This window comes from Conexibacter sp. CPCC 205762, from assembly GCF_030646155.1.
Classification (GTDB): Bacteria; Actinomycetota; Thermoleophilia; order Solirubrobacterales; family Solirubrobacteraceae; genus Conexibacter.
In genome coordinates, this window is record NZ_JAUTDN010000015.1 from 1 (window position 1) to 20,536 (window position 20,536).

Below are 20,536 nucleotides of genomic sequence, written 5' to 3' on the forward strand. Positions count from 1 at the left end.
GGCGCGGCGGGCGCCTCGCGCGGCGGCGCGGCAGCGCGGCGCGCCCTACAGCGCCGGCGCGTCCGGCAGCGGGTCGGGCAGCTGCCAGCCGCTCGCGCGCGCCCACGCCTCGGCGCGGGCGGTGATCTCCACGATCACGTCGCCCTTCGCCTGCGCGTAGTCGTTCATGTCGCCCCACGCGCGCTCGGCCAGCTCGGCCTTGACGGCGCCGTAGCGGGCGCGGTCGGCGCGCGAGTGGCGCAGCCAGTCGCGGAACAGCAGGTGGCGGCGCTCGTCGTCGCTGCCGGCGACCCAGACGTGCAGGTGGACGTCGTGCGCCGGCGTCCGGTACATCAGGTGGTCGCGCTCGCGCACGCGCAGCTCGAAGCCGAGCCGCGCCAGCCGCGGCGTCAGCGGACCCTCGTCGGGCAGGCCGTCGACGCTCGCCTGCAGGTCGACGATCGGCTTCGCCGCCAGCTCCGGCACCGCGGTCGAGCCGATCGGCTCGACCCGCACCGCGATCCCCGTCAGCGCCGCCGCGACCCGCCGCCGCAGCGCCAGCGCCCGCCCGGCCCACGCCGGGTCGTGCGGGACCAGCACGATCTCGCGCTGCTCGCGGCCGCCGATCAGCTCCATCCCGGCAGCCTACGACACGAGCGCCGACGCGTCAGCTCGTGCGCTTGACCGTCACCAGGATCGAGCCCTTGACCGTGCAGTCCGACGACTTCTTCGCGGCCGCCGTCGCCAGTCGCGCGGCGAACGTGATCTCGGCCTTCTTGCACGCCCCGCCGATGCGGATCACTCTGACGATCTTGCGCCCCTTCTTGAGGCTCGCGAAGCCGGCGTCGCTCGCGCCGAGCGGCACCACCAGCCCGCCCGGGTCGCTCTGCAGCACCGACAGCTCGCTGTGGTCGCGGTAGAGGCGCGTGTCGAATCCGCCGGACAGCCAGCCGAGGCAGTTCGTCTCCTGCGTGCCGCCGCCGGTGCGCGCCAGCGTCAGCGCGACCGGGTGTGTGAGCGGCGCCGGGGCGTCCGGGTCCGGGGTCGCAGCGCTGATCGAGCCGCCGAGTGAGACGAGCAGCTTGCCGGCGTGCCGTCTGCAGGCCGGATCGGGGATCTCGGTCTTGGCCGACGGCGGGCAGTAGTTGGTCTCGCGATAGGCCTTGATCGTGCCCTTGTGGATCGCGCCGCCGCGCGCCGCCACCTGCGCCGTTACGACGACGCCATCGATCACGGTCACTCTCGTCCTTCTCGGCCCGCCCAGCTCGAAGTTGGCCTCGAACTCGAGCGTCCCGTCGACGCCCGGGTAGCAGTCCTGCGCCGTGTCTCTCTCGGCGGTGACGACGACCTGGCCGGCGACGTCGATCGTCGCGTCGTAGGCGATCACCTTCGGCGCTCTCGGGAGCGACGGGAGTCTCGGCGCTCTCGGCGCCGCGGCGGCGCCCGGGACGAGCGCGACCGCCGTCAGCGCGGCGGCCGCGAGCAGCGGTGGGAGGAGCTGGCGTCTGCGCACGCTCCCACCCAACCAGCCGCCTGACGGCGCCGCATCAGTCGTTCCACGGAACCAGGGTCAGGTGCGCGGCGCGTAGCGTCTGTGCAGCATCAGCACGTTGCCGTCGGGGTCGGCGAAGTGGGTCATGTGACAGACGCCGGTGTCGATCGTGTCGCCGAAGAAGCTCACGCCCTGCGCCTCCAGCTGCTCGCGCGCCGCCTGCACGTCCGGCACCCGCAGCGCGATCGGGAAGCGGTGCGGCGAGGGCTCCTGCCCGATCGCCTTCGGGTCGATCAGCGCGATCGTGACGGTGCCGGTCTCGAACTCCATCCCCAGCGCCGGCTGCCCCTCTCTCTGCCAGACGGCCGACCGCTCCAGCCCGAGCACGTCGCCGTAGAAGCGCGCCGACGCCTCCAGGTCGCTCACGGGCAGTGTCAGGAAGTCGACGCCGATCACCAGCTCCGTCTGCGTGGACATGCCGTTCTCCTCGTCTCGGGTGTGTCGACTGCTTCTATCGCGCTAGGGTCGGAACCGCAACGAGCGAGGAGCATTCCGATGAGCCTCGCCCCGGTCATGTCGGCGGACGCCCGCCTGGGTCGAGCAGGGGGCCGGCCTACACGTGGTGGCGCAAGTACGACGAGTACGAGCGCTGACGCGCGGATTCGCGAACCGCGCTTGCGGGGAGCCTGGGGTCGATGCTTCCACGCGGCACGCTCACCCTCGACGACGGACGTGAGCTGCGCATAGAGATCGTGCGCTCCTCCGGCGACGGCCGCGCGCTGCTCGTGCGCGAGGCCGGCGAGCAGTTCGGCCGCTCGCGCGGCGCGCCCCGCACCGAGGCGATCGAGCGCTCCGCCGCGCTCACCCGCGCCAGCCGCGAGGAGCTGCCCGACGAGCCGGTCACGCCGGCCGCCGCGCGCGCCGTCGCGGCCGCGATCGGCGCCGCCGAGTTCCCCCAGCCGCCGGGCGTCGACAGCGCCGGCTCGATCGACTGGGAAGGGCGCTGCGGCGGCGACGCGATCACCTTGGGCGAGCTGCACGAGCTGCTGGAGCTGACCGCCGCGCGCGACTGGCTGCGCTTCGCCGCCCGCCACCGCCTGACGGCCGAGCAGCGGCTGATCCTCAGCGACGTGCCGCGCTGGCCGCGGCTGCGCGACCAGCCGCTCGGCGACGAGGTCGCGGCCGCGGTCGCCGCGCTGCTGGCCGACGGCGACGCCGAGCCCATCCGCGCGCTCGCCGACCGCCTCTCCCGCCCGGCCGCCTGCCGCTGACGCCCTCGCGCGCCGCGCGCCGCTGGCCGCCGCCGAACTCTGCGGCGGAGTGCATCGCATGGATGTACTCAGCCGCAGACTTCAGCGCACCAGCACCGGCGTGCCGGGGTCGGCGCGGGCGGCGAGCCAGCTGACATCGGCGCTGTTCATGCGGATGCAGCCGTGCGAGGAGGCCGAGCCGAGCGGATCCGCCAGCAGCGCGCCGGCGCGGCCGTGGAGGGCGACGCGGCCGGGGCCGCCGCCGTAGTCGTCGAGCACGTCGGAGTGGCCGGTGATGTGCAGCGCCCACGGCCCCAGCTCCGAGCCGCGCGGCTGGCGCACGCGCTCGTAGACGGCGAACAGGCCGCGCGGGGTCGGCGTCGCGGCGGTGCCGATCACGACCGCCCAGCGGCGCATCGCGCGGCCGTCGCGCAGGGCTGTCAGCCGCCGCGCGCGCAGGTCGACCTCGATCCGCCAGCGGGTCGGCGTCAGCAGCGCGCGGTCGGCGTCGATCCAGCCGGAGCTGCCGTTGGGCCGGCTCGGCAGCGCGACCCGCAGCCACGTGCGCTCGCGTTCGCGGCGCGTCTCCAGCACCAGCAGCTGCACCTCGCCGCCGTTCCAGACGGCGACCGGCGCGAGCCGCATCAGCTCCCGCGCCCCCGCCCGCGGCGCCGCCAGCACCGGCGTCGCCGCCACCAGCCGCGCCGTCCACGCCAGCGCGCGGGTGGGCGACGCCGGCGCGGCTGCCGCAGCTCGCGGCGCGGGTGTTGCAAATCGCGGCGCGGTTGTTGCAAATCGCGGCGCGATTGTTGCGAATCGGGGCGCGGCTGTTGCAGATCGCGGCGCGGATGACGCGGGGAGGGCGGGCGCGGGCTTCGCCGGGCCCGCACCCGCATCCCCTGCACCCGCCGCCGAGGCGGCGGGCACGCTTGACACGGCCAGCAGGGCGGCGGCGCTCAGCAGCGCCGCAGCGCCTCGGCAGCTCCGGCTCCGCGCCAGCGCCGCCACACCGCCGCGGCGCCGGCGCGATGCCGACGCCGCCCTGCCGCGCCGCGAGCCGCTAGCCCGTGACACCGCCGCCTCTGCCGAAGCCCGGCAGCACGCCGCCGAGCCCGCCGAGGCGGATCGTCGCCTTCGCGCTCACGCCGGCGGCGTTGCTCGCCGTCGCGTTCGCGACGTTGGTGATGCGCGTGCCGCTGGCGTCACGCAGCACGCGCGCGGTGAACGTGAACGTGCGCGACGCTCTTGCGGGCAGCAGGCCGACCTGCCAGCAGAGTCTGCCGGCGCGCAGTCTGCCGCCGCCCGTCGTGCGCAGCGTGAGGCCACGCGGGAGCGTGTCGCAGACGACCACGTCGGAGGCCGCGACCGCGCTCGCGTTCGTGACCGTCGCGCGGAAGCGGACGCTGCCGCCGCGTGCGACCGGCTGGCGGCCGAGCGCGCGCTTGGTCAGCTTCAGCGTCGCGCGCGGCGAGGTCACCCGCACCGTCACCGCGTCACGGTCGTTGGCCGGGTTGCGATCGGCGACCGCGGCCGAGACGACGGCCGCGTTTCTCACGCTCCCCGCTCTGACCGCCGTCACGCGCACCGTGACCAGCCGCGACGCGCCGGCCGCGAGCGTGCCGAGCGGGCAGCGCACGACCTGCCCTCTGATCGTGCAGCTGCCGCCCGAGCCCCCGCTGACGCTCGCCGAGCGCCCCTTCAGCGCCTGCGGCAGCGTGTCGGTGACGACGACCGAGGTCGCCGTCGCCGGGCCGCTGTTGGAGACTCTGAGCGTGTACGCGAACGAGCCGCCGAGGACCGCTCTGGCGCCCGCGGCGAGCTGCTTGTCGATCGCGAGGTCGTAGTTGCCCGCATCCGGCGGGCCGACTCTCGTCGGCAGCTCGGCGCGGTTGTTCGACGGCACCGGATCGGGCTCGGCGCCGCCGATCGTGGCGACGTTCAGCAGCTGCGCGCCCTCCAGCGAGGCCGGCACCTGCGCCGTCACCGTGATCTGCGCGCTCGCGCCGGAGGCGAGCGTGCCGAGCGCGCACGACAGCGTCGTGCCGGCCAGCGAGCAGCCGCCCTGCGAGGCGGTCGCGCCGCCGAAGACGACGCCGCCCGGCAGCACGTCGGTCACGACCACGCCGGTCGCCGTGCTGGGACCGTTGTTGGTCGCGATCAGCGTCCAGGCGATCGTGCCGTCGGCGGCGACGGTCGCCGGGCCCTGCTTGACGATCGCGAGGTCGGCCGCCGGGCCGACGGTCGTCGTCGCCTCCGAGCTGTTGTCGCTCAGGTCGGGCTCGAGCTCGTTGCCCGTCACCGACGCGTTGTTGACGAGCGTCGCCGAGCCGAGCGCGACCGGCACCGTGGCGCCGATCTCCAGCTCGACCGTGTCGCCGCTGGCGAGCGCGCCGACGGCGCAGCTCACCTCACCGCCCGCGACCGTGCAGCCGGCCGGGGCCGCGACCTCGGTCACGCCCGCCGGCAGCCTGTCGGTGACGGTCACGCCGGTGGCGTCGTCGGGCCCGTCGTTGCGGACCGTCAGCTGCCACACGATGCGACCGCCCGCGGCGACCGTCGCCGGCCCGCTCTTGACGATCGACAGGTTCGTGACCGGGCCGACCTCCAGCGTCGCCTCGTCGTCGTTGGGCTCGCCGCCGCCGACGGGCTCCGGCGTCGTCGTCGTGACCTCCGCTCTGTTGACGTAGGAGCCGACGAGGTCGCCTCTGACGACGACGTTCACGCTCGCCGACGCGCCGACCGCGAGGTCGCCGAAGGCGCAGGCGACCGTGCCGGCGGTCTCTCTGCAGGCGGCCGAGTCGGCCGAGACGAACGTCAGGCCGGCCGGCAGTCTGTCGCTCAGCTCGACGTCACGCGCGACCGACGGGCCGATGTTTCTGGCCGTCAGTCTGAACGTCGCCGTCCCGCCTCTGGGGATCGCCGCGGTCGAGACCGTCTTCTCGACGGTCACGTCGGCGATCGGGTCGGGCGCGGCGTCGTGGTCGTCGTCGTTGTCGGAGGCGTCGGTCTCGGTCGTGTCCGACGACACCTCCGCCGTGTTCAGCAGTCTGCCGGTGCGCGCCGGATCGGCTCTGACCGTCACCGCGTACGTTCTGTCGAAGCCGGGCGCGACCGTGCCGAGCGCGCAGCTGACGACGCCGGCCGCGAACGTGCACGGCGCGTCGGCGGAGACGAACGTCACGCCGGCCGGCAGCGGGTCGCTGACGACGACGTTCTGCGCGTCCGACGGGCCGGCGCTGGTCACCTGCAGGCTCCAGCTGTACTGCTCGCCGGGCGTGTAGCTGGCCGGGCCGTCCTTGACGATCGCGAGGTTCGTCTCGGCGGAGACGTCGAGCGTGCCGTCGTCGGTTATCGGGTCCGGCTGCTCGTCCGATCTGACGCTGGCGCTGTTGGTCAGCGTCGTCCCGTCGAGCACGCTCGCGGCGACGCTGACCGGGACCGTGATCGTCACGTCGGCGCCGGCCGCCAGCGAGCCGACCGTCCAGACGATCGTCGAGCCGCTCGCCGATCTCTCGGCGAAGCCGGCGCTCGGGGCGGCGGTCGCGTCACCGGCTCTGTACGTCATGCCGGCCGGCAGCGTGTCCTCGATCACGAGGTTGTTCGCGACCACGGCGCCGGTGTTTCTGACCAGCACGCTGAAGGTCGCTCTGCCGCCGGCGGTCACCGTGCCGCCGTCGGGCGTCTTGGCGATCGTCAGCGACGGGATCTGCAGCGTCGCTCTCGCGTCGTCGGCCGGCGTCCCGTACGGGCCGCCGGCGTTGCCGCTGTTGCCGGCCTCGTCTCTGGCCGAGCTGACGAGCGCGCTGTTGACGTTCGCGTCGACCCCGAGGCCGGGCGTCGTCGCCGCGTCCGCGGTCGGTCTCGCGCTGTAGGCGATCGTGACCGAGGCGCCGGGCGCGAGCGTCGCGACCGTCCACGCCAGTCTGTCGCCGCCCGCGTTCGCGGTCACGGCCGGCTCGCTGGCGCCGCCCGGCGTCAGCGTCGCCGAGTTGGCGACGTAGACCCAGTTGGCCGGCAGCGTGTCGGTGACGACGACGTTGGAGGTCGTCGCCGTCGCCGACGTGTTCGTGACCGTGACGCGCCACGGGAAGGCCTGCCCGACCTGCGCTCTGCCTCTGTCGGGGAAGCCGCTGAGGCCGGTCGTCTTGTCGAGCGTCAGCGTCGGGAAGTCGAGCACCACTCTGGTGCTGTCGCTGCCGCCGTCTCTGTACTCGCGGTAGTCGACGGCGGTGTTGGCGGGATCTCTCCGCTCGCTCTCCGGGACGCCCCAGTAGGAGGGCAGTCTCGCGGTGTTGTCGATCGCCTGGCCGTCGCTGAGGTTGCTGGCGGCGACCAGTCTCGCCGTGTAGGGGATCGTGACCGTGTCGCCGGGCGCGATCGGGCCGGCGACGTGCCAGACGATGCTGCGGTCGGCGCTGCTCCACGCCTTCGTGACGGTGACGCCGCTCGGCAGCGTCCCGATCGTGACGTTCTCCAGCTCCGCGTCCGGCAGGTCCTCGACCGTCAGGTCGTAGGCCGGCGCGTCGCCCGTGTTTCTGACGATCACGCGGTAGCCGAGCGTGTCGTTGGAGAGCGCGGTCGCGGGTCCGTCACCGAAGGCGCCGCCACTGACGCTGACCTGCTTGTCGATCGCCATTCTCGGCTCCGTCACGGTGACGGTCGCGCTCGCGTCCGGCGATCTGTCCTCGAAGCCGGTCGGTATGGCGGTTCTGTCGAACGTCTCTCTGTCGCTGCGGTTGGTGCCGACGAAGACCGTGTTGACGCCGGTGTCGCCGGCGACGACGTCAGTGCCGCCGTTGTCTCTGGCCAGCACATGCCCCTGGTAGGTCAATCTCAGCACGGCCGGCGCCGCCAGCGGGGAGGCGATGTCGCCGAGGTCCCAGGCGACGGTCGTCGTGCCGTTGCCGTTTCTGACCGGGTCGTACGTCTGCACGCTCGGGCAGGCGCCGCTGACGCAGCTCGAACCGGTGAATCTGTCGAAGCCGATGGTGTCGGGCAGCAGGTCGGTCACGGTCACGTCGTAGAGCGACACGTCCGCCGGTATCGTCACCGTCAGCGTGTAGCCGACGTGCTCGCCGACGGTCGCTCTCGCGGGCGTCACGCTCTTGCTGACCGAGGCGCCCTGGATCTGGATCGTGTCTCTCGCGTTCGCCGCGTAGCCGCTGCCGGTCGTGCGGCGGTCGGTGTGGGCGCTGTCGAGCGACGTCGCCGTCGTGTCGACGACGTTGGTCAGCTCGGCGCCGCCGATCGCCGGGTCGTCGACGCTGACGCGGTATCTGCGCACCAGCGTCGCGTCGGGCACGAGCGTCGCCGCTCTCCACGTGATCGTGCGCGCGGCGGTGTTCCAGACGCCGCCGTCGGCGGTGCTCGCGCCGTCGGCGAGCGGCGTGTTGCCGGGCGCGGGGCCGATCGGCGTCACGCCGATCGGGACTCTGTCGACGGTCACGAGGTCGTGCGCGGTCGAGACGCGGCCCGGGGCGCTTCTGTTCGTCGTCGTCAGCGTGTACTCGACGATCTCGCCGGGGACGACGCGATCGGGGTGTCTGTCGTCGCCCTTCGTCTGGCCGATCAGCGGCTCGACGATCTGCGTCGTGACGGTGTTCGAGTCGGCTCTCTTGCCGTTCTCGATCGGGTCGGTCCAGGTCAGCGACGCTCTGTTGGTGAGGTTGCCGGAGGCGCGCGTGTTGCCTGCGACGTCGGCGACGATCACGTCGAAGGTGAGCGTGATCACGCCGTCGGCGCCGTCAGGGGCGACCGCGTAGCCGCTCGGGAACTGCACGCCGGGCGTCGTGCCGCCGGTGATCGAGGCGGTGTTCGGCGCGGTCGTGCTGTATCTCAGTCTGGCGCTGCCGGCGACGTAGGCCTGGCGCGTCGTGCTGTCGAGCACATCGGTCACGAGGCCGTCTCTGGCGAGCGTCGTGCCGGCCGGGACGGTGATGTCGACCGTGTAGGTGATTCTCTCGCCGATCGACGCCTGGGCGCCGTTGTTGCCGTTCTCGGTGACGTCGGTCGCCGCGCTCTTTCTGACGAGCGCGAGGTTCGTGTAGACGTCGCTGGGATCGTCGGCGGCGGGCGCGTTGACGTCTCTCGGGTCGACGCTCGGGTCGACGTTGTCGGCCGGGAAGTACGGGTAGAGCGTGTTGAGGTTCGTTCTGCCGGCGTAGGTGCGGATGCCGGCGGTGTTCGTGATCGTGCGGTTGGGCCCGACGTCGGCCGGCACGACCGCGGTGTAGGTCAGCGTCGCGGTCGCCCCTCTGGCGACTGCGAGGCCGCTCCAGACGATCCGGTCCGGTCTGATGCCGCCGTCGATGCAGGCGCCGCCGTTGCTGATTCTGCTGACGACCGTGCAGTCGTAGTCGCTCGGCAGGTTGTCCCAGACCTCGCCCGCCTCGGCGTCCTGACCGCCGCTGTTGGTGACGTCGAGCCGGTAGGTGACTCTGTCGCTGGCCTCGACCGGTCTGTGGTCGTTGTTGGCGGCGTAGGGGCCGAGCACGACCGTGCCGGAGCGCTCGACCGTCTGCACGCCCTTGAGCAGGTCGAGCACCGGCGTCTCGACGACGATGTCGCGCTGGTCGCGCAGCGGCTCGGAGACGCCGGCCGTGTTTCTGGCCGCGAACTTCATCAGGTTGCCGAGCACCTCGCCATTCTGGGCGGTGGTGCCGGAGGGGCCGACGATCGTCGAGATCGTGCGCTCGAAGACGAGGCTGCCTCTCGGGACCGTTCTGCCGGTGATCTCCCACGACAGCACGCCGTTGGACGCGTTCGTCTCGTCAACGGTCGCGGAGACGGTGTTGGCACCGGTCGGCGGGTCGTAGGCGGCGTCGGTGCCCAGCTCGTATCTCGTGCCGGTCGGCAGGTAGTCGCTGATCACCTGCGGGTTGGTGTCGACGCCGGTCGGGAAGGTGACGTGCAGCAGCCAGCAGACGCGGTCGCCCGGGTGGTAGGTCGGGACCGTCTCGACGTACGTCGCCGTTCTGCAGACGGTGCCCGACTGGGCGACTCTCTTCTTGATCTCCGGCCGCGCCGCCAGCTCGCTCGCCTCGGAGGCGTCGGGGATGCTGACGCCGGTGCCGTAGCCCGCGTCGTGGTTGATCTCGGGCCCGGTCGTGGTGCAGTCGGGCGTGCCCGGCGCGATGCAGCGGACGATCTGGTCGGCGTCGGTCGTGACGCTGTTGGTGATCGAGTCGCGCGTGAGAATCGGCGTCGTGCCGTCGAAGTTGCTCTGGTATCTCGTGCGCGTGATCGTCGGGAATCTGAGCGTGAACGTCTGGCTGACGTTCGTCTGCGCCAGCTGCGGGAAGGTCGATCTGTCCCAGACGATCGTGAAGGTGCCGTCGGCGTTCTCGGTGACGCTCGTGTACGGCTGCGTCGGGAGGTCGCCGGTCGGCGCGCACTCGGAGTCGTCGGCGCTGTTGCCGGTCGTGAAGTTGACCGCGCCGACCGGGCAGAGGCCGCTCGGGACGGTGTCTCTGACGACCGCGTCTCTGACCGAGCGGTACTCGGAGGTCTGGAACGTCAGCGTCCAGATCGTCAGCGCGCCCTGGACCAGCTCGGAGGTGTCGCTCTCCTTGTGCACGACCCAGTCCTCGGCGGTGCGGGTCAGCCAGTCCTCGTCGCTGACGGCGAGCGTGCCGTTGTATCTGCCGGCGGCGGTCGCGTAGTTGGTCAGCTCCTGCTCGTCGCGCGTCTCGGGGCCGTTGTTGTTGTCGAGGTTGACGGCCTGCGCGCCGGTCGTCGCGGGCGTCGCGCCGCTCCATGTCATCGTGTTCTCGCGGATCGGGATCGCGGCGCGGTAGCTGATTCTTCTCGTGGTCGTGCTGGCGAGCGTGCCGAGCGACCACTCGACGCGCGTGTAGACGGCGGCCGGCAGCGGGCCGGCGCCGTCGGGGTCGACGTTGACCGTCTCGACTCTGCTCGGCGTCAGGCAGTCGCTGACCGCGCCGACGACGATCGGGCCGGCGCCCGGATACTCGACTCTCGTGCCGGGGTTGGTCGGCGCGTCGGTCGTGTTGTCGGGGTTGCCGGCGCAGCCGAGGAACTCCAGCCCGGCCGGCAGGTAGTCGACGACGGTGACGCCGTCGGTTCTTCTGATGCCGTTGTTTCTGACCGTCAGCGTGTACGTCGTCTGATGGTCGTGGACGCCGCGCATGATCTCGCCCTCCCAGGAGGGCTCGTCCTTCTCGATGTCGATCGCGTTGATCGTCGTGACGCCGTTGAGGACCGCGGTGTAGCCGGTGTAGCTGTCGGCGGCGGGGCCGAGCGGGAGGCCGGCTCTGTCGAATCTCGGGATCCAGCGCGGGTTGTCGTTCGCGAACGCCTGCGCCTGGATCGTGAATCTGTCGCCGACGTCGTATCTGGCGGTGTCGTAGACGACCTCGAAGTCGAGCGCCTGGGTGGCGTTCTGCGAGATGTCGGCGACGTTGCGGAAGATCAGCGTCGTCTCGCCCGCACCGGGGCCGGCGATCGTCGTCGGCGCGATCGGCGCGCCGCCGGAGTAGCTGACGCCGGCCGGCAGCACGACGCGGAAGGAGACGTTGTACCCGTACGCCCCGCCGCTGGGATTGGTCGCCCTGATCGAGACGGGGACTCTTTCACCATGAAGGATCGTCGGCGAGTTGATCTCGCCGGCGAGGTCGGGCGATCCTGCGGCGGTGGCCGCGGATGGCAGCAGCAGCACGCTGAGCAGGCCGAGACAGGCGGCCAGCGTGAGGAGGGCGGCGCGAAGGCGCACGGGGACGGACATGCGGAAGGGCACCTCTGTGTTTCGTTGAACGAAGCGGTCTGCGCATACGTCGCGCGACCGAGACCGCTTCCCCCCTGCCAATCGGCAGAACGCGCACGCGCCTAAACCCCTGGGGTTTTACGGTGACCTCGCCGCCGATGGACCTCAATTGCGAGCGCCGACGCGCCCGTGGCTCAGCGCAGGTCGAACTCTTCGGCGCCGTCGCGACTCGGCTGCGGCTCGACCGCTCTCGGCGCGGGCGTCGGCGTCGGTGCGGCGGGCGCCGGGTCCGGCGCGGGCGTCGCGGCGGGTGCGGGCGTCGCGGCGGGCTCGGTCGCGGCGGCGGGCTCGGGCGCTGCGGCCGGCGTCGTCGCCGCGGGCGGATCGGCGGCGGTCGTCGTCGCCGGCGTGGTCGCGGCGCCGGCACGGCGGGCGTTGCGGCGGGCCGCCTCGCGACGGGCGCGGGCTCTCGCTCTGGCGCGGGCCTGCGCGCGGGCGCGGGCTCTCGCGCGCGCGGCACGCTCGGCCCGCGCTCTCGCGAGCTGCTGCTGCGCGGTCGACTGCGCCGGCGGCGGCTGCGCGGGCTTGTCGTCGCCGCCGACGAGGTCGAGCGCAAACGCCCCCGCGACGGCAGCCGCCACGACCGTGACCGTCGCCACCGCCGCCGCGACCTTCGCTCTGACGGCCAGCCCGTGGCCGGCCAGCGAAGCCGCGCCATGCCCGCCCCCGGCAGACGCGCCAGAAGCCGCGCCGCCAGCTGCCGCACCGCCACCTCCGCCCGCCGCGCCGCCGGAAGCCGCGCCAGCGCCAGCCGACGCACCGCCTCTGCCCGCCGCCGCGCCGGTGCCGGACGCCGCCCCCACCACGCCCGCGCCCACCAGACCTCCGGCGAGCGCGAGCAGCGGCAGCGGCGGGGCGACGGCGGCGATGCCGCGGGCGCGCAGGACGGCGCGGCGGCAGGAGGAGCAGCCGTCGAGGTGCTCGCGCGCGAGCCGGTGGCGCTCGCCGGCGGGCTCCAGCAGCTCGAGCGCGTACGCCGTCATCAACGATCGGTGCTGCTCGCACCAGGCGCCAGCGCGGATCTCGCCGAGCAGCGGCGTGATCTTCTTCGAGACCGCGTCCATGATCTTCTCCATCCGCTTCGGCTTGACGCCGATCGCGGCAGCCGCCTCTGGACGGGTGTACTCATAGACGTAACAGAGCGCCGCCGCCTCCAGCTCGCGGCGGTCGAGCCGCTCGCGCAGGCCGGCGACGAACTGGCGCAGCTCGGTGACGTCGTCGAGCCGCTCGGCGACCGCGTCCTCGCGCGGCAGCTCGTCCAGCTCGGCGGCGTCGGCGCGACGGCTGGGATGGCTCGCGCGGTGCTCGTCGAGCGCCCGCCGGTGGGCGATCGCGACCAGCAGCCCGGCGCGGTTGCCGACCTCCTCGCCGGCGGCCAGCTTCGTGTGCAGCGCGTGCCAGGCGAGGTTGTAGACGGCGTCGAGGTCGGCCTCCGGCAGCCGCACCCCGCTCGCCGCCAGCTTCGCGCCGACCGTCCGCACGACCTCCGGCTTGAGCGCCTCGTACTCGCGCGCCAGCAGCGCGTCGGCCTCGGCGCGGGCACGGCGCTGTTCCGGGGTGAGGATGCTCACGCCGGCAGCGACTCCGTCAACGTCGTCGCCAGTAGGTAGAGCGCGACGACGTAGCCGAGCGCCGCCGCCAGCCGCATCGGCACGAGCACGCCGTCGCGCTCGCTCGCCGCCAGCGCCTCGAACAGCTCGCCCGCCGCCGCGCGCGCGATCGCGAGCGGCTGGCGCGGCGGCAGCTCGCCCCCGCCGGTGCCGCGCAGCACCCGCCGCGCGACGCGCGTCGCGCCCTCGCGCCCGTTGCCGAGCTCGTAGCTGGAACGCGGATGCGCCTCCAGCGCCCGCCACAGCAGCCGCGCCGCGACCGCGCTCGTGTCGCGCAGCAGCGCCAGCGACTCCGCCGCGCGCGCATCGCGCAACCCGGCCGCACCGGCCGCCTCGCGCCCACCGACGCCGGCTGTGTCGCGCAGCCCCGCCGCGCCGGCCGCCTCGCGCCCGCCGACGCCGGCCGCGTCGCGGAGCCCCGCCGTGCCGGCGATGTCGCGCGCGCCGGCCGCGTCGCCGGCTCCGGCGCCAGCCGCCGCGCCGCGCAGATCCCGCACCACGGGCGTCCCGCTCCACCCCCACGCCGCGCGCAGGTCGCGCTGCAGCGCCTGGGCGATCAGCGCCAGCTCCAGCAGCAGCTCGGCGCTCGCCGCCATCAGCGGGCGGCTGCCGCAGCGGCGCTCGGCGAACGGGTCGGCGGCCGTCGCGAGCGCGCCGTGGGCGACGGCGCCGTGGAGCGCGGCGGCGATCATGGCGTCGTCGGCGGCGGCGCAGACGGCGAACAGGTTGGAGGACGGCGACATCGGTGCTCCCGGGCGATCGAGCGGAGAGGGGTGCATTTGGACGTCGCGCCGGCGGCGCCCGCTCCCCCCTACCGATCGGCGTCGACGCGAACCTGCAGCGATCTGCTGCGCAGTTCCGGCCACGGCCACCCGGGGCTGCTGCGGACGAGCGCGCGGAACGAGAAGATCGTGTCGCGCGTCGTGTTGACGAAGCGGTAGCGCCAGCGATAGCGGCCGTCGGCGGCGGCGAAGACCGTGCCGACCGTCCGCCAGCGCCCGCGCACGACCGCCTGCAGCTCGACGACCGCGCCCTTGGCGGCGAGGCCGGCGCGCTCGATCCGCCCGCCGATCACGACCGCCTGGCCGCGCTTCAGCCGTGCCTTCGAGCGCGTCGCGGTCACGCTCGCGTCGCTGCGCACGACCGTCGCCGCCGACGTCGTCGGGCTCTCGATCTCGTCCGGCGAGAAGCTGACCTCGACCCGCTGCGCACCGCTGTCGCGCGCGGCCGGCGCCGGCAGCGCCAGCGAGAAGCGGCCGTAGCGATCGGTCACGACCGCGTCGCCGCCGGTGCGCCGCGCCGCGACCGTGCCGAGGTCGCGCGTGCTCAGCTGCAGGCGCGCGTCGGTGATCGGGACGCCGTCGGGCGTGCTGAGCGTGCCGCCGACGCGGACGGCTCTGCCGCCGCTGCGGACGTAGGTCGCGCGGTCGAACGTCAGCAGCGGCACGCGCACCGCCGGGAAGCCGTTGGCGCGCGGGTCGGGCAGCGCCGTGACCCGGTCGGGGACAGCAGGCGGCGGCGTGACGATCGTCGTCGCGCCCTCCCCGCCGCTCGGCGGATGCGCGACGGTGAAGGAGACCGGCCCGTACGGCGTGACGTTGCCGGCCGCGTCCACGACTGCGCCGGAAGCGCTGTGCGCGCCCGCAGCGAGCGCCGCCGTGTCGACCTCGAAGGCGCGTGCGGCGGCGGCCGGACAGGGCTGCGGGGCGGTGTACGGCAGCGCGCAGGCGCCGCGCGGCCCGGCCGGCGCGACGATCGCCGGCGCGCCGCCGTCGATCGCCAGCGTCGTCGCCGCGATCCCGCCGCCGTCGTCGCTGCTCTCGACCACGAGCGTGCCGCGCGCGTCGAGCGCCGCGCCGGCGACGAGCGAGCCGCTCAGCTGCGGCGTCGTCGGCGCGCTCGTGTCGGACAGCGTGATGCGTGCGCGGTAGAGCCGCACGAGCGCGCCCGGCGGATAGAACGGTCTGTCGCAGCCGGCGCTGTCGCAGGTGACGCGCAGCTGCAGCGCGTCGAGCGCGACGCCCGTGCGCAGGACGGCGTTCGCAGGATCGGCCGGGTTCGTGCTGGAGCCCATCGCGCTGCACGGATAGTCGGGCAGCGCGAGGTAGGAGGCGCAGGCGCTGCGCGTGTCGGTCGTCGCCGTCAGCTCGTGCACGGCGACGGTGAAGACGTGTCTGTCGCCGGGGACCGGCACCGCCGCGTTCATGTAGCGGTCGAGCTGGTAGCCGGCGATCGTCGTGCCGGGCGGCGCGGCGAAGGTCAGCATCCCCTGCGGGCTGCCGGGCAGCGCCTGGTCGGCGAGCCGCAGCTCCAGCGAGCCGCCGCCGGCGCAGCCGTCGCCGGCCGCGACCTCGCCGGCGCTCGCGCCGCGGCTCGTCAGCCGCCAGCCCTCGGCCGGCAGCGGCTGCCCGCTCGCGTCGCGACACGACCAGACGTCGTAGGAACCGGCCTGCGCGGGCGCGGCCAGCAGCAGCGTGGACGCGGCCAACGCGACCCCGCTCGCCACCCCGCGAGCGATTCGATGCGACATTCGTCCAGACACAGCGAGCTGCCGCGACCATACTGCACTCGCGCCAAGCCCGCCGCGCGAGCCGGCGCCGCTACGTCGTCTTGATCAGGCCGCCGTCGATGATCCAGTTGGCGCCGGTGACGTTGCCGGTGCGGGCGGAGGCGAGCGTGACGGCGAGCGTCGCGACCTCCTCCGGGGTCGTGAAACGGCCGGTCGCGAAGCCGCCGATCGAGGCGATCACGTTCGCGCGGGCGGTGTCGGCGTCGGTGCCGGACGCTCTCGCGACGGTGTCGGCGACGCCGCCCTCGCCGAGCCACAGGTCGGTCGCGACCGGCCCCGGCGAGATGCAGTTGACGCGGATACCGCGCGGCCCCAGCTCCTGCGACAGCGACTTGCTGAGGTTGAGCAGCGCCGCCTTCGCCGCGCCGTAGTCGATCGTGCCGCCGTCGGGCTCGAAGAAGGCGTTGACGGAGGCGATGTTGACGATCGCGCCGCCGCCGCTCTCAAGCATCGCGCTCACCGCCGCCCGCGTCGCCCGCAGCGCGATGAAGAAGTTGACGTCGAAGGCATGCTGGAACTCGGCGTCGTCGATCGCGAGGAAGCCGTCCATCCGCAGCTTGACGGCGCCGACGTTGTTGACGAGCACGTCGACGCGGCCGTGGTCGTCGAGCGCGCGCTGCACCAGCGCGGACGGCGCCTCCGCGGCGGACAGGTCGATCGCGACGCCGGTGACGCCGTCGATCCCGTCGAGCGTCGCGCTGCTGCGCGAGCCGGCGACGACGTGCGCCCCCTCGGCCGCGAGCGCCTTGACGATCGCCAGCCCGATCCCCTTGCCCGCCCCGGTGACGACCGCGACCCTGCCATCGAGTTCCAGGTCCATGCCAAGCGCTCCTTCGACGTTGTGCGGCGAGCGTACGGTCGCCGCCCGCCGTTGTCGAGCGATCGCCTGCCACCATCAGGGCAGGATGCGCGACCGTCTGCTCACCGCCGCCGCCGTCGCCTGGCTCGCCGCGGTCGTGCTGATCGCGATCTTCGGCTTCGGGGTCGGCCCCGACGACGTCGGCTCCAGCCCGGACACGCTGGTCGCCGGTCACGTCTGGCGGCTGCTGACCAGCTCGCTCGTCGTCGAGGACGTGCTGCCGTATGCGCAGCTCCTGCTGCTGCTGCTCGTCAGCGCGCTCGTGCTGCTGCGCGCCGGCCCGCTGACGTGGTGGCTGGCGGCGGTGCTGGGCCACATAGGGTCGGCGCTCGTCGCCTACGCCGTCATGGGCGTCGCCGTCCTGCTCGGCTCGCTGTCGGCGGAGGAGGCGACCGACAACGTCGACTACGGCATCTCGTGCGTCTTCGCCGCGCTGCTGGGGGCGCTCGCGCTCGGCGCCGCGCGGCGCACCCGCGTCCGCCGCGCCGGCGGCACGCCGGCGCCGGCGCCGTACGCCTCGCGCCGGATGGACCTCGTCGTGCTCGCCGGTGCCGCGATCGCGATCTTCTTCTTCTTCGTCACGATCGGCTGGTACGGGCAGGAGCACCTCTACGCCTTCGCGATCGGCTTCGCGGTCGCGGCCTGGCGCGCGCCCGCCCGCACGACCGCGCCCACGCGTCGCCGCGCGGCACGCTAGCCTCGCGCCCGTGGAGATCGTCCTCGCGCTCGCCGCCGCGCTGCTGTTCGCGCTCGGCACCGTTCTGCAGCAGAAGGCCGGCCTCGACGAGCCGGAGGTCGCTGCGGGCTCCAGCGGCGGGCTGCTGCTGCGGATGGCGAAGCGGCCGGTGTGGCTGCTGGGGATCGCCAGCGACGCGCTCGGCTTCGTCGGGCAGGCGATCGCGCTGACGATCGGCCGGCTGGCGGTCGTGCAGCCGCTGCTCGTCTTCTCGGTCGTCTTCGCGCTGCCGCTCGGCGCCCGCTTCACCGGGCAGAGGGTCCGCCGCGCGGACGTGATCGCGGCGCTCGTCGTGACGGCGGCGCTGGCGGTCTTCCTGATCGCGGCCGATCCCTCCGGCGGCCGCGACGACGCCCCGATCGGGCAGTGGCTGATCGCAGGCGGCGCGCTCGGCGGCGTCTCGGCGCTGCTGGTGCTGGCCGCGCGCACGGCCCACGCGGCCGCGAAGGCGGCGCTGCTGGGGATCGCGACTGGTCTCATGTTCGGCCTCAGCGCCGCGCTGACGAAGGCGGTCGGCGACCAGTTCGCGCAGGGGCCGCTGACGATCTTCAGCGACTGGCACACCTACGCCCTGATCGTCGTCGGCTACGCCTCGATGACGCTCAGCCAGCTGTCGCTGCAGACCGGCGTGCTCGCCCCCGCGATCGCGACCAGCATGGCCTTCGACCCGATCGCGAGCGTGATCCTCGGCGTCACGCTGCTGCAGGAGTCGCTCCACACCAGCGCCCTCGGCGCCGCCGCCGCGATCGCCGCCCTGCTCGCCGCCCTCGGCGGCCTCGCCGTGCTCGCCCGCACGCAGGAGACCGGCGTCGCCACCAAGCCCGCCCAGGGCACGCAGTCGGCGGCGCTGGCGAGTGAAACGACTTCTTCCTCATAACGCACCTCAAAGCAAGCACTAAACGGCACAGAGCCACTCAGTGCCTGCTTTGACAAGCACTACCAATAGACTTGATATCTTGTCGCCCATGGCCGCCGCCACCCTCACTGACGACGCCGTCCTGCGCCAGCTCGGCGAGCGCGTCGAGCGGCAGCGCCTGGACCGCAACCTGACGCAGCAGGTCCTGTCGGAGCGCGCCGGCGTCGCCCGCACCGTGGTGCAGCGGCTGGAACGAGGCGATCCGATCGCCACCACCGGGCTCGTCCGGATACTGCGGGCGCTGGATCTGCTCGCAGCGCTCGACGCGGCGTTCCCCGAGCCGCTCCCGAGCCCGGTCGAGGCGGCCGCGCGAGGCGGCAGACGGCGCCGTCGCGCACGCGCCTCCAGCAGAGACACGACGGACCAGGGCGGGTGGCGCTGGGGCGACGAACAGTGACGCTGGCGAGCGTCCGCCTGTGGGGCACCGTCGTCGGCGCCGTCTCGATCGAGAGCGGCCGTGCCGCGACCTTCCAGTACGACCCGGCGTTCACCGGCAGCGGGATCGAGCTGTCCCCCCTCGTCATGCCGCTGCGCACCGCGCCGTATTCCTTTCCAACACTCGCCCGCAGCAGCTTCAACGGTCTGCCGGGACTGACCGCCGACTCGCTCCCGGACCGCTACGGCAACGCGCTGATCGACGCCTGGCTGGCATCTCAGGGACGCACCGCGGCCAGCTTCGATCCGGTCGAACGCCTCTGCTACGTCGGCCGCCGCGGCATGGGCGCACTGGAGTACGCGCCCGCCCGCGGCCCGCGCCGGAGCGCGAGTCACGACCTGCACATCGCCGCGCTCGTCGCGCTCGCCTCCGACGTGCTCAGCCAGCGCGGAAGCCTGACCGCCTCGCTCGACCTCGACCACCGCGAGGCCGCGCTGCGGGAGATCCTGAGCGTCGGCACCTCGGCCGGCGGTGCCCGTGCGAAAGCGCTGATCGCGTGGAACCCGGAGACCGGCGCGGTCCGCAGCGGCCAGCTCGACATCGACCCCGGCTTCTCGCACTGGCTGCTGAAGTTCGACGGCGTCGCGACCGCCCCCGACCGCGAGACGCTCACCGATCCGCAGGGCTTCGGCGCGATCGAGCTGGCGTACGCACAGATGGCGCGCGACGCCGGCATCGAGATGACCGAGTGCCGCCTGCTGGAGGAGAACGGGCGCCGGCACTTCATGACGAAGCGGTTCGACCGCACCGCCGACGGCGGCAAGCTGCACATGCAGTCGCTGGCCGCGCTGCTGCAGCTCGACTTCGAGCAGGCCGGCGCGCACTCCTACGAGCAGGCGTTCCAGGCGATCCGGCTGCTGGAGCTGGGCGCGGCCGCGGCCGAGCAGCAGTTCCGCCGCATGTGCCTCAACGTCGTCGCCCGCAACCAGGACGACCACGTCAAGAACATCGCCTTCCTGATGGACCGCTCCGGACGCTGGCGGCTCTCGCCCGCGTTCGACGTCGCCTACGCCTTCAACCCGTCCGGGCGCTGGACGGCGCGCCACCAGATGTCGCTGGCGGGCAAGCACGACCGCTTCACGCTCGAGGACTTCCGCGCGGTCGGAACGGTCGCCGGCCTCAAGCGCGGCCAGGCCGTGCGGATCCTCGGCGAGGTCGTCGACGTCGTCTCGGAGTGGCGCCGCTATGCCGCCGCGGTCGACGTCGCGGCTGACGACGCGCGCCGCATCGAGCCCGCGCTGCGGCTCAGATTCCCGGCCCGCTAGGCGCGACCGCCGCCATCGCGCGGTCGATCCAGTCGCCGAGCGCGCCCTCGCCGTCGCTCGCCAGCCACCCGCGCTGCGCCGCCAGCAGGCAGCCGAAGGCGGCGCCGACGAGCGCGCGGGGGGTGACGTCGCCGAGGGCCCACGGCGTCCCGGCCGCCGCGGCGCGCTCGCGCAGCACCGCCACGACCGCCTCCTCGATCGCCTGCAGCCGCTGCAGGTAGACCGCCAGCAGCGTCGGCGTCTCGAACACGACCCGCTGGATCGGCTGCGACAGCTCGCGCTCCTCCGGCGCGTCGACGACGTCGAACAGCCGCCGCAGCGAGGCCCAGACGGGCTCGTCGCCGGGGCGGGCGCGCAGCCGGTCGAGCATCTCCTCCGCGCTCAGGTCGAGCTTGCCGACGACGATCTCCTCCTTCGTCGCGAAGTAGCGGAAGACGCTGCGCTGCGACATCCCGACCGCCGCGGCGATGTCGTCGATCGTCGTCGCCTCGAAGCCGCGCTCGACGAACAGCTGCAGCGCCGCGTCGCCGATCTCCTTCTGCACCGCGCGGCGCGTGCGCTCGCGCAGGGTGGGCTGCGGGCCGCTCATCGTCCGCCCAGCCTATCGCGCACAGACGTATCTGTCAGTTACTGACAAGTTCG

General features: G+C 73.7%; 15 protein-coding genes. 5 read left to right on the forward strand and 10 right to left on the reverse strand.

The window, feature by feature from the left end; genetic code table 11:
• Positions 1-45: 45 nt before the first annotated feature.
• The 3 genes from Q7L73_RS13480 to Q7L73_RS13490 are packed head-to-tail and all read right to left on the reverse strand — an operon-like array spanning position 46 to position 1,948.
• Positions 46-615: a GrpB family protein gene (locus Q7L73_RS13480; RefSeq protein WP_304696033.1), complete on the reverse strand. Its 570-nt coding sequence runs from the start codon at positions 613-615 to the stop codon at positions 46-48.
• A gap of 31 nt (positions 616-646) precedes the next feature.
• Complete coding sequence (locus tag Q7L73_RS13485; RefSeq protein WP_304696031.1) at positions 647-1,492, reverse strand: hypothetical protein; 846 nt, start codon at positions 1,490-1,492, stop codon at positions 647-649.
• A 57-nt stretch (positions 1,493-1,549) separates the two neighbouring features.
• Complete coding sequence (locus tag Q7L73_RS13490; RefSeq protein WP_304696029.1) at positions 1,550-1,948, reverse strand: VOC family protein; 399 nt, start codon at positions 1,946-1,948, stop codon at positions 1,550-1,552.
• Positions 1,949-2,166: 218 nt separating this feature from the next.
• On the opposite strand from Q7L73_RS13490, the gene Q7L73_RS13495 reads away from it, so the two are divergent.
• Positions 2,167-2,742: a hypothetical protein gene (locus Q7L73_RS13495; protein WP_304696027.1), complete on the forward strand. Its 576-nt coding sequence runs from the start codon at positions 2,167-2,169 to the stop codon at positions 2,740-2,742.
• An 81-nt stretch (positions 2,743-2,823) separates the two neighbouring features.
• Here the strand turns inward: Q7L73_RS13495 and Q7L73_RS13500 are convergent, their stop codons facing one another.
• The 6 genes from Q7L73_RS13500 to Q7L73_RS13525 form a co-directional block, all read right to left on the reverse strand.
• Positions 2,824-3,417 (reverse strand): L,D-transpeptidase, encoded by a 594-nt coding sequence (locus Q7L73_RS13500; protein ID WP_304696025.1) that lies wholly within the window; start codon positions 3,415-3,417, stop codon positions 2,824-2,826.
• 364 nt (positions 3,418-3,781) lie between these two features.
• Positions 3,782-11,464 carry a hypothetical protein gene (locus tag Q7L73_RS13505; protein WP_304696023.1) on the reverse strand — a complete coding sequence of 2,561 codons (7,683 nt, stop codon included), beginning with the start codon at positions 11,462-11,464 and terminating at the stop codon, positions 3,782-3,784.
• Positions 11,465-11,637: 173 nt separating this feature from the next.
• Positions 11,638-13,074 carry a hypothetical protein gene (locus tag Q7L73_RS13510; protein WP_304715571.1) on the reverse strand — a complete coding sequence of 479 codons (1,437 nt, stop codon included), beginning with the start codon at positions 13,072-13,074 and terminating at the stop codon, positions 11,638-11,640.
• Positions 13,071-13,856 carry a hypothetical protein gene (locus Q7L73_RS13515; protein WP_304715572.1) on the reverse strand — a complete coding sequence of 262 codons (786 nt, stop codon included), beginning with the start codon at positions 13,854-13,856 and terminating at the stop codon, positions 13,071-13,073. Before Q7L73_RS13515 ends, Q7L73_RS13510 begins: the two co-directional genes overlap by 4 nt.
• Positions 13,857-13,924: 68 nt before the next feature.
• Positions 13,925-15,601 carry a hypothetical protein gene (locus tag Q7L73_RS13520; protein WP_304694218.1) on the reverse strand — a complete coding sequence of 559 codons (1,677 nt, stop codon included), beginning with the start codon at positions 15,599-15,601 and terminating at the stop codon, positions 13,925-13,927.
• 112 nt (positions 15,602-15,713) lie between these two features.
• The gene (locus Q7L73_RS13525) at positions 15,714-16,502 is read right to left on the reverse strand and encodes an SDR family NAD(P)-dependent oxidoreductase (RefSeq protein ID WP_304694216.1); all 789 of its coding nucleotides are present in this window, start codon (positions 16,500-16,502) and stop codon (positions 15,714-15,716) included.
• A gap of 85 nt (positions 16,503-16,587) precedes the next feature.
• Here Q7L73_RS13525 and Q7L73_RS13530 point away from each other — a divergent pair, with 85 nt between their 5' ends.
• The 4 genes from Q7L73_RS13530 to Q7L73_RS13545 all read left to right on the forward strand — a co-directional run bounded on the left by Q7L73_RS13530 (position 16,588) and on the right by Q7L73_RS13545 (position 19,894).
• Positions 16,588-17,238 (forward strand): hypothetical protein, encoded by a 651-nt coding sequence (locus Q7L73_RS13530; RefSeq protein WP_304694214.1) that lies wholly within the window; start codon positions 16,588-16,590, stop codon positions 17,236-17,238.
• Between the two features lie 10 nt (positions 17,239-17,248).
• A complete protein-coding gene (locus Q7L73_RS13535; protein WP_304694212.1) occupies positions 17,249-18,154 on the forward strand; it encodes a DMT family transporter in 906 nt (301 codons plus the stop codon).
• An 88-nt stretch (positions 18,155-18,242) separates the two neighbouring features.
• Positions 18,243-18,590 (forward strand): helix-turn-helix domain-containing protein, encoded by a 348-nt coding sequence (locus tag Q7L73_RS13540; protein WP_304694210.1) that lies wholly within the window; start codon positions 18,243-18,245, stop codon positions 18,588-18,590.
• Positions 18,587-19,894: a type II toxin-antitoxin system HipA family toxin gene (locus Q7L73_RS13545; protein ID WP_304694208.1), complete on the forward strand. Its 1,308-nt coding sequence runs from the start codon at positions 18,587-18,589 to the stop codon at positions 19,892-19,894. Before Q7L73_RS13540 ends, Q7L73_RS13545 begins: the two co-directional genes overlap by 4 nt.
• Here the strand turns inward: Q7L73_RS13545 and Q7L73_RS13550 are convergent.
• Positions 19,875-20,483, reverse strand: coding sequence for a TetR family transcriptional regulator (locus Q7L73_RS13550; RefSeq protein ID WP_304694206.1), 609 nt, complete (start codon positions 20,481-20,483; stop codon positions 19,875-19,877). The genes Q7L73_RS13545 and Q7L73_RS13550 overlap by 20 nt on opposite strands.
• Positions 20,484-20,536 lie beyond the last annotated feature (53 nt).

Bases quoted from the DNA above. Each gene is read 5' to 3' on its own strand.
- Q7L73_RS13480 (WP_304696033.1), bottom strand. From the start codon at position 615: ATGGAGCTGATCGGCGGCCGCGAGCAGCGCGAGATCGTGCTGGTCCCG.
- Q7L73_RS13490 (WP_304696029.1), bottom strand. From the start codon at position 1,948: ATGTCCACGCAGACGGAGCTGGTGATCGGCGTCGACTTCCTGACACTG.
- Q7L73_RS13495 (WP_304696027.1), top strand. From the start codon at position 2,167: ATGCTTCCACGCGGCACGCTCACCCTCGACGACGGACGTGAGCTGCGC.
- Q7L73_RS13505 (WP_304696023.1), bottom strand. From the start codon at position 11,464: ATGTCCGTCCCCGTGCGCCTTCGCGCCGCCCTCCTCACGCTGGCCGCC.
- Q7L73_RS13515 (WP_304715572.1), bottom strand. From the start codon at position 13,856: ATGTCGCCGTCCTCCAACCTGTTCGCCGTCTGCGCCGCCGCCGACGAC.
- Q7L73_RS13525 (WP_304694216.1), bottom strand. From the start codon at position 16,502: ATGGACCTGGAACTCGATGGCAGGGTCGCGGTCGTCACCGGGGCGGGC.
- Q7L73_RS13530 (WP_304694214.1), top strand. From the start codon at position 16,588: ATGCGCGACCGTCTGCTCACCGCCGCCGCCGTCGCCTGGCTCGCCGCG.
- Q7L73_RS13540 (WP_304694210.1), top strand. From the start codon at position 18,243: ATGGCCGCCGCCACCCTCACTGACGACGCCGTCCTGCGCCAGCTCGGC.
- Q7L73_RS13550 (WP_304694206.1), bottom strand. From the start codon at position 20,483: ATGAGCGGCCCGCAGCCCACCCTGCGCGAGCGCACGCGCCGCGCGGTG.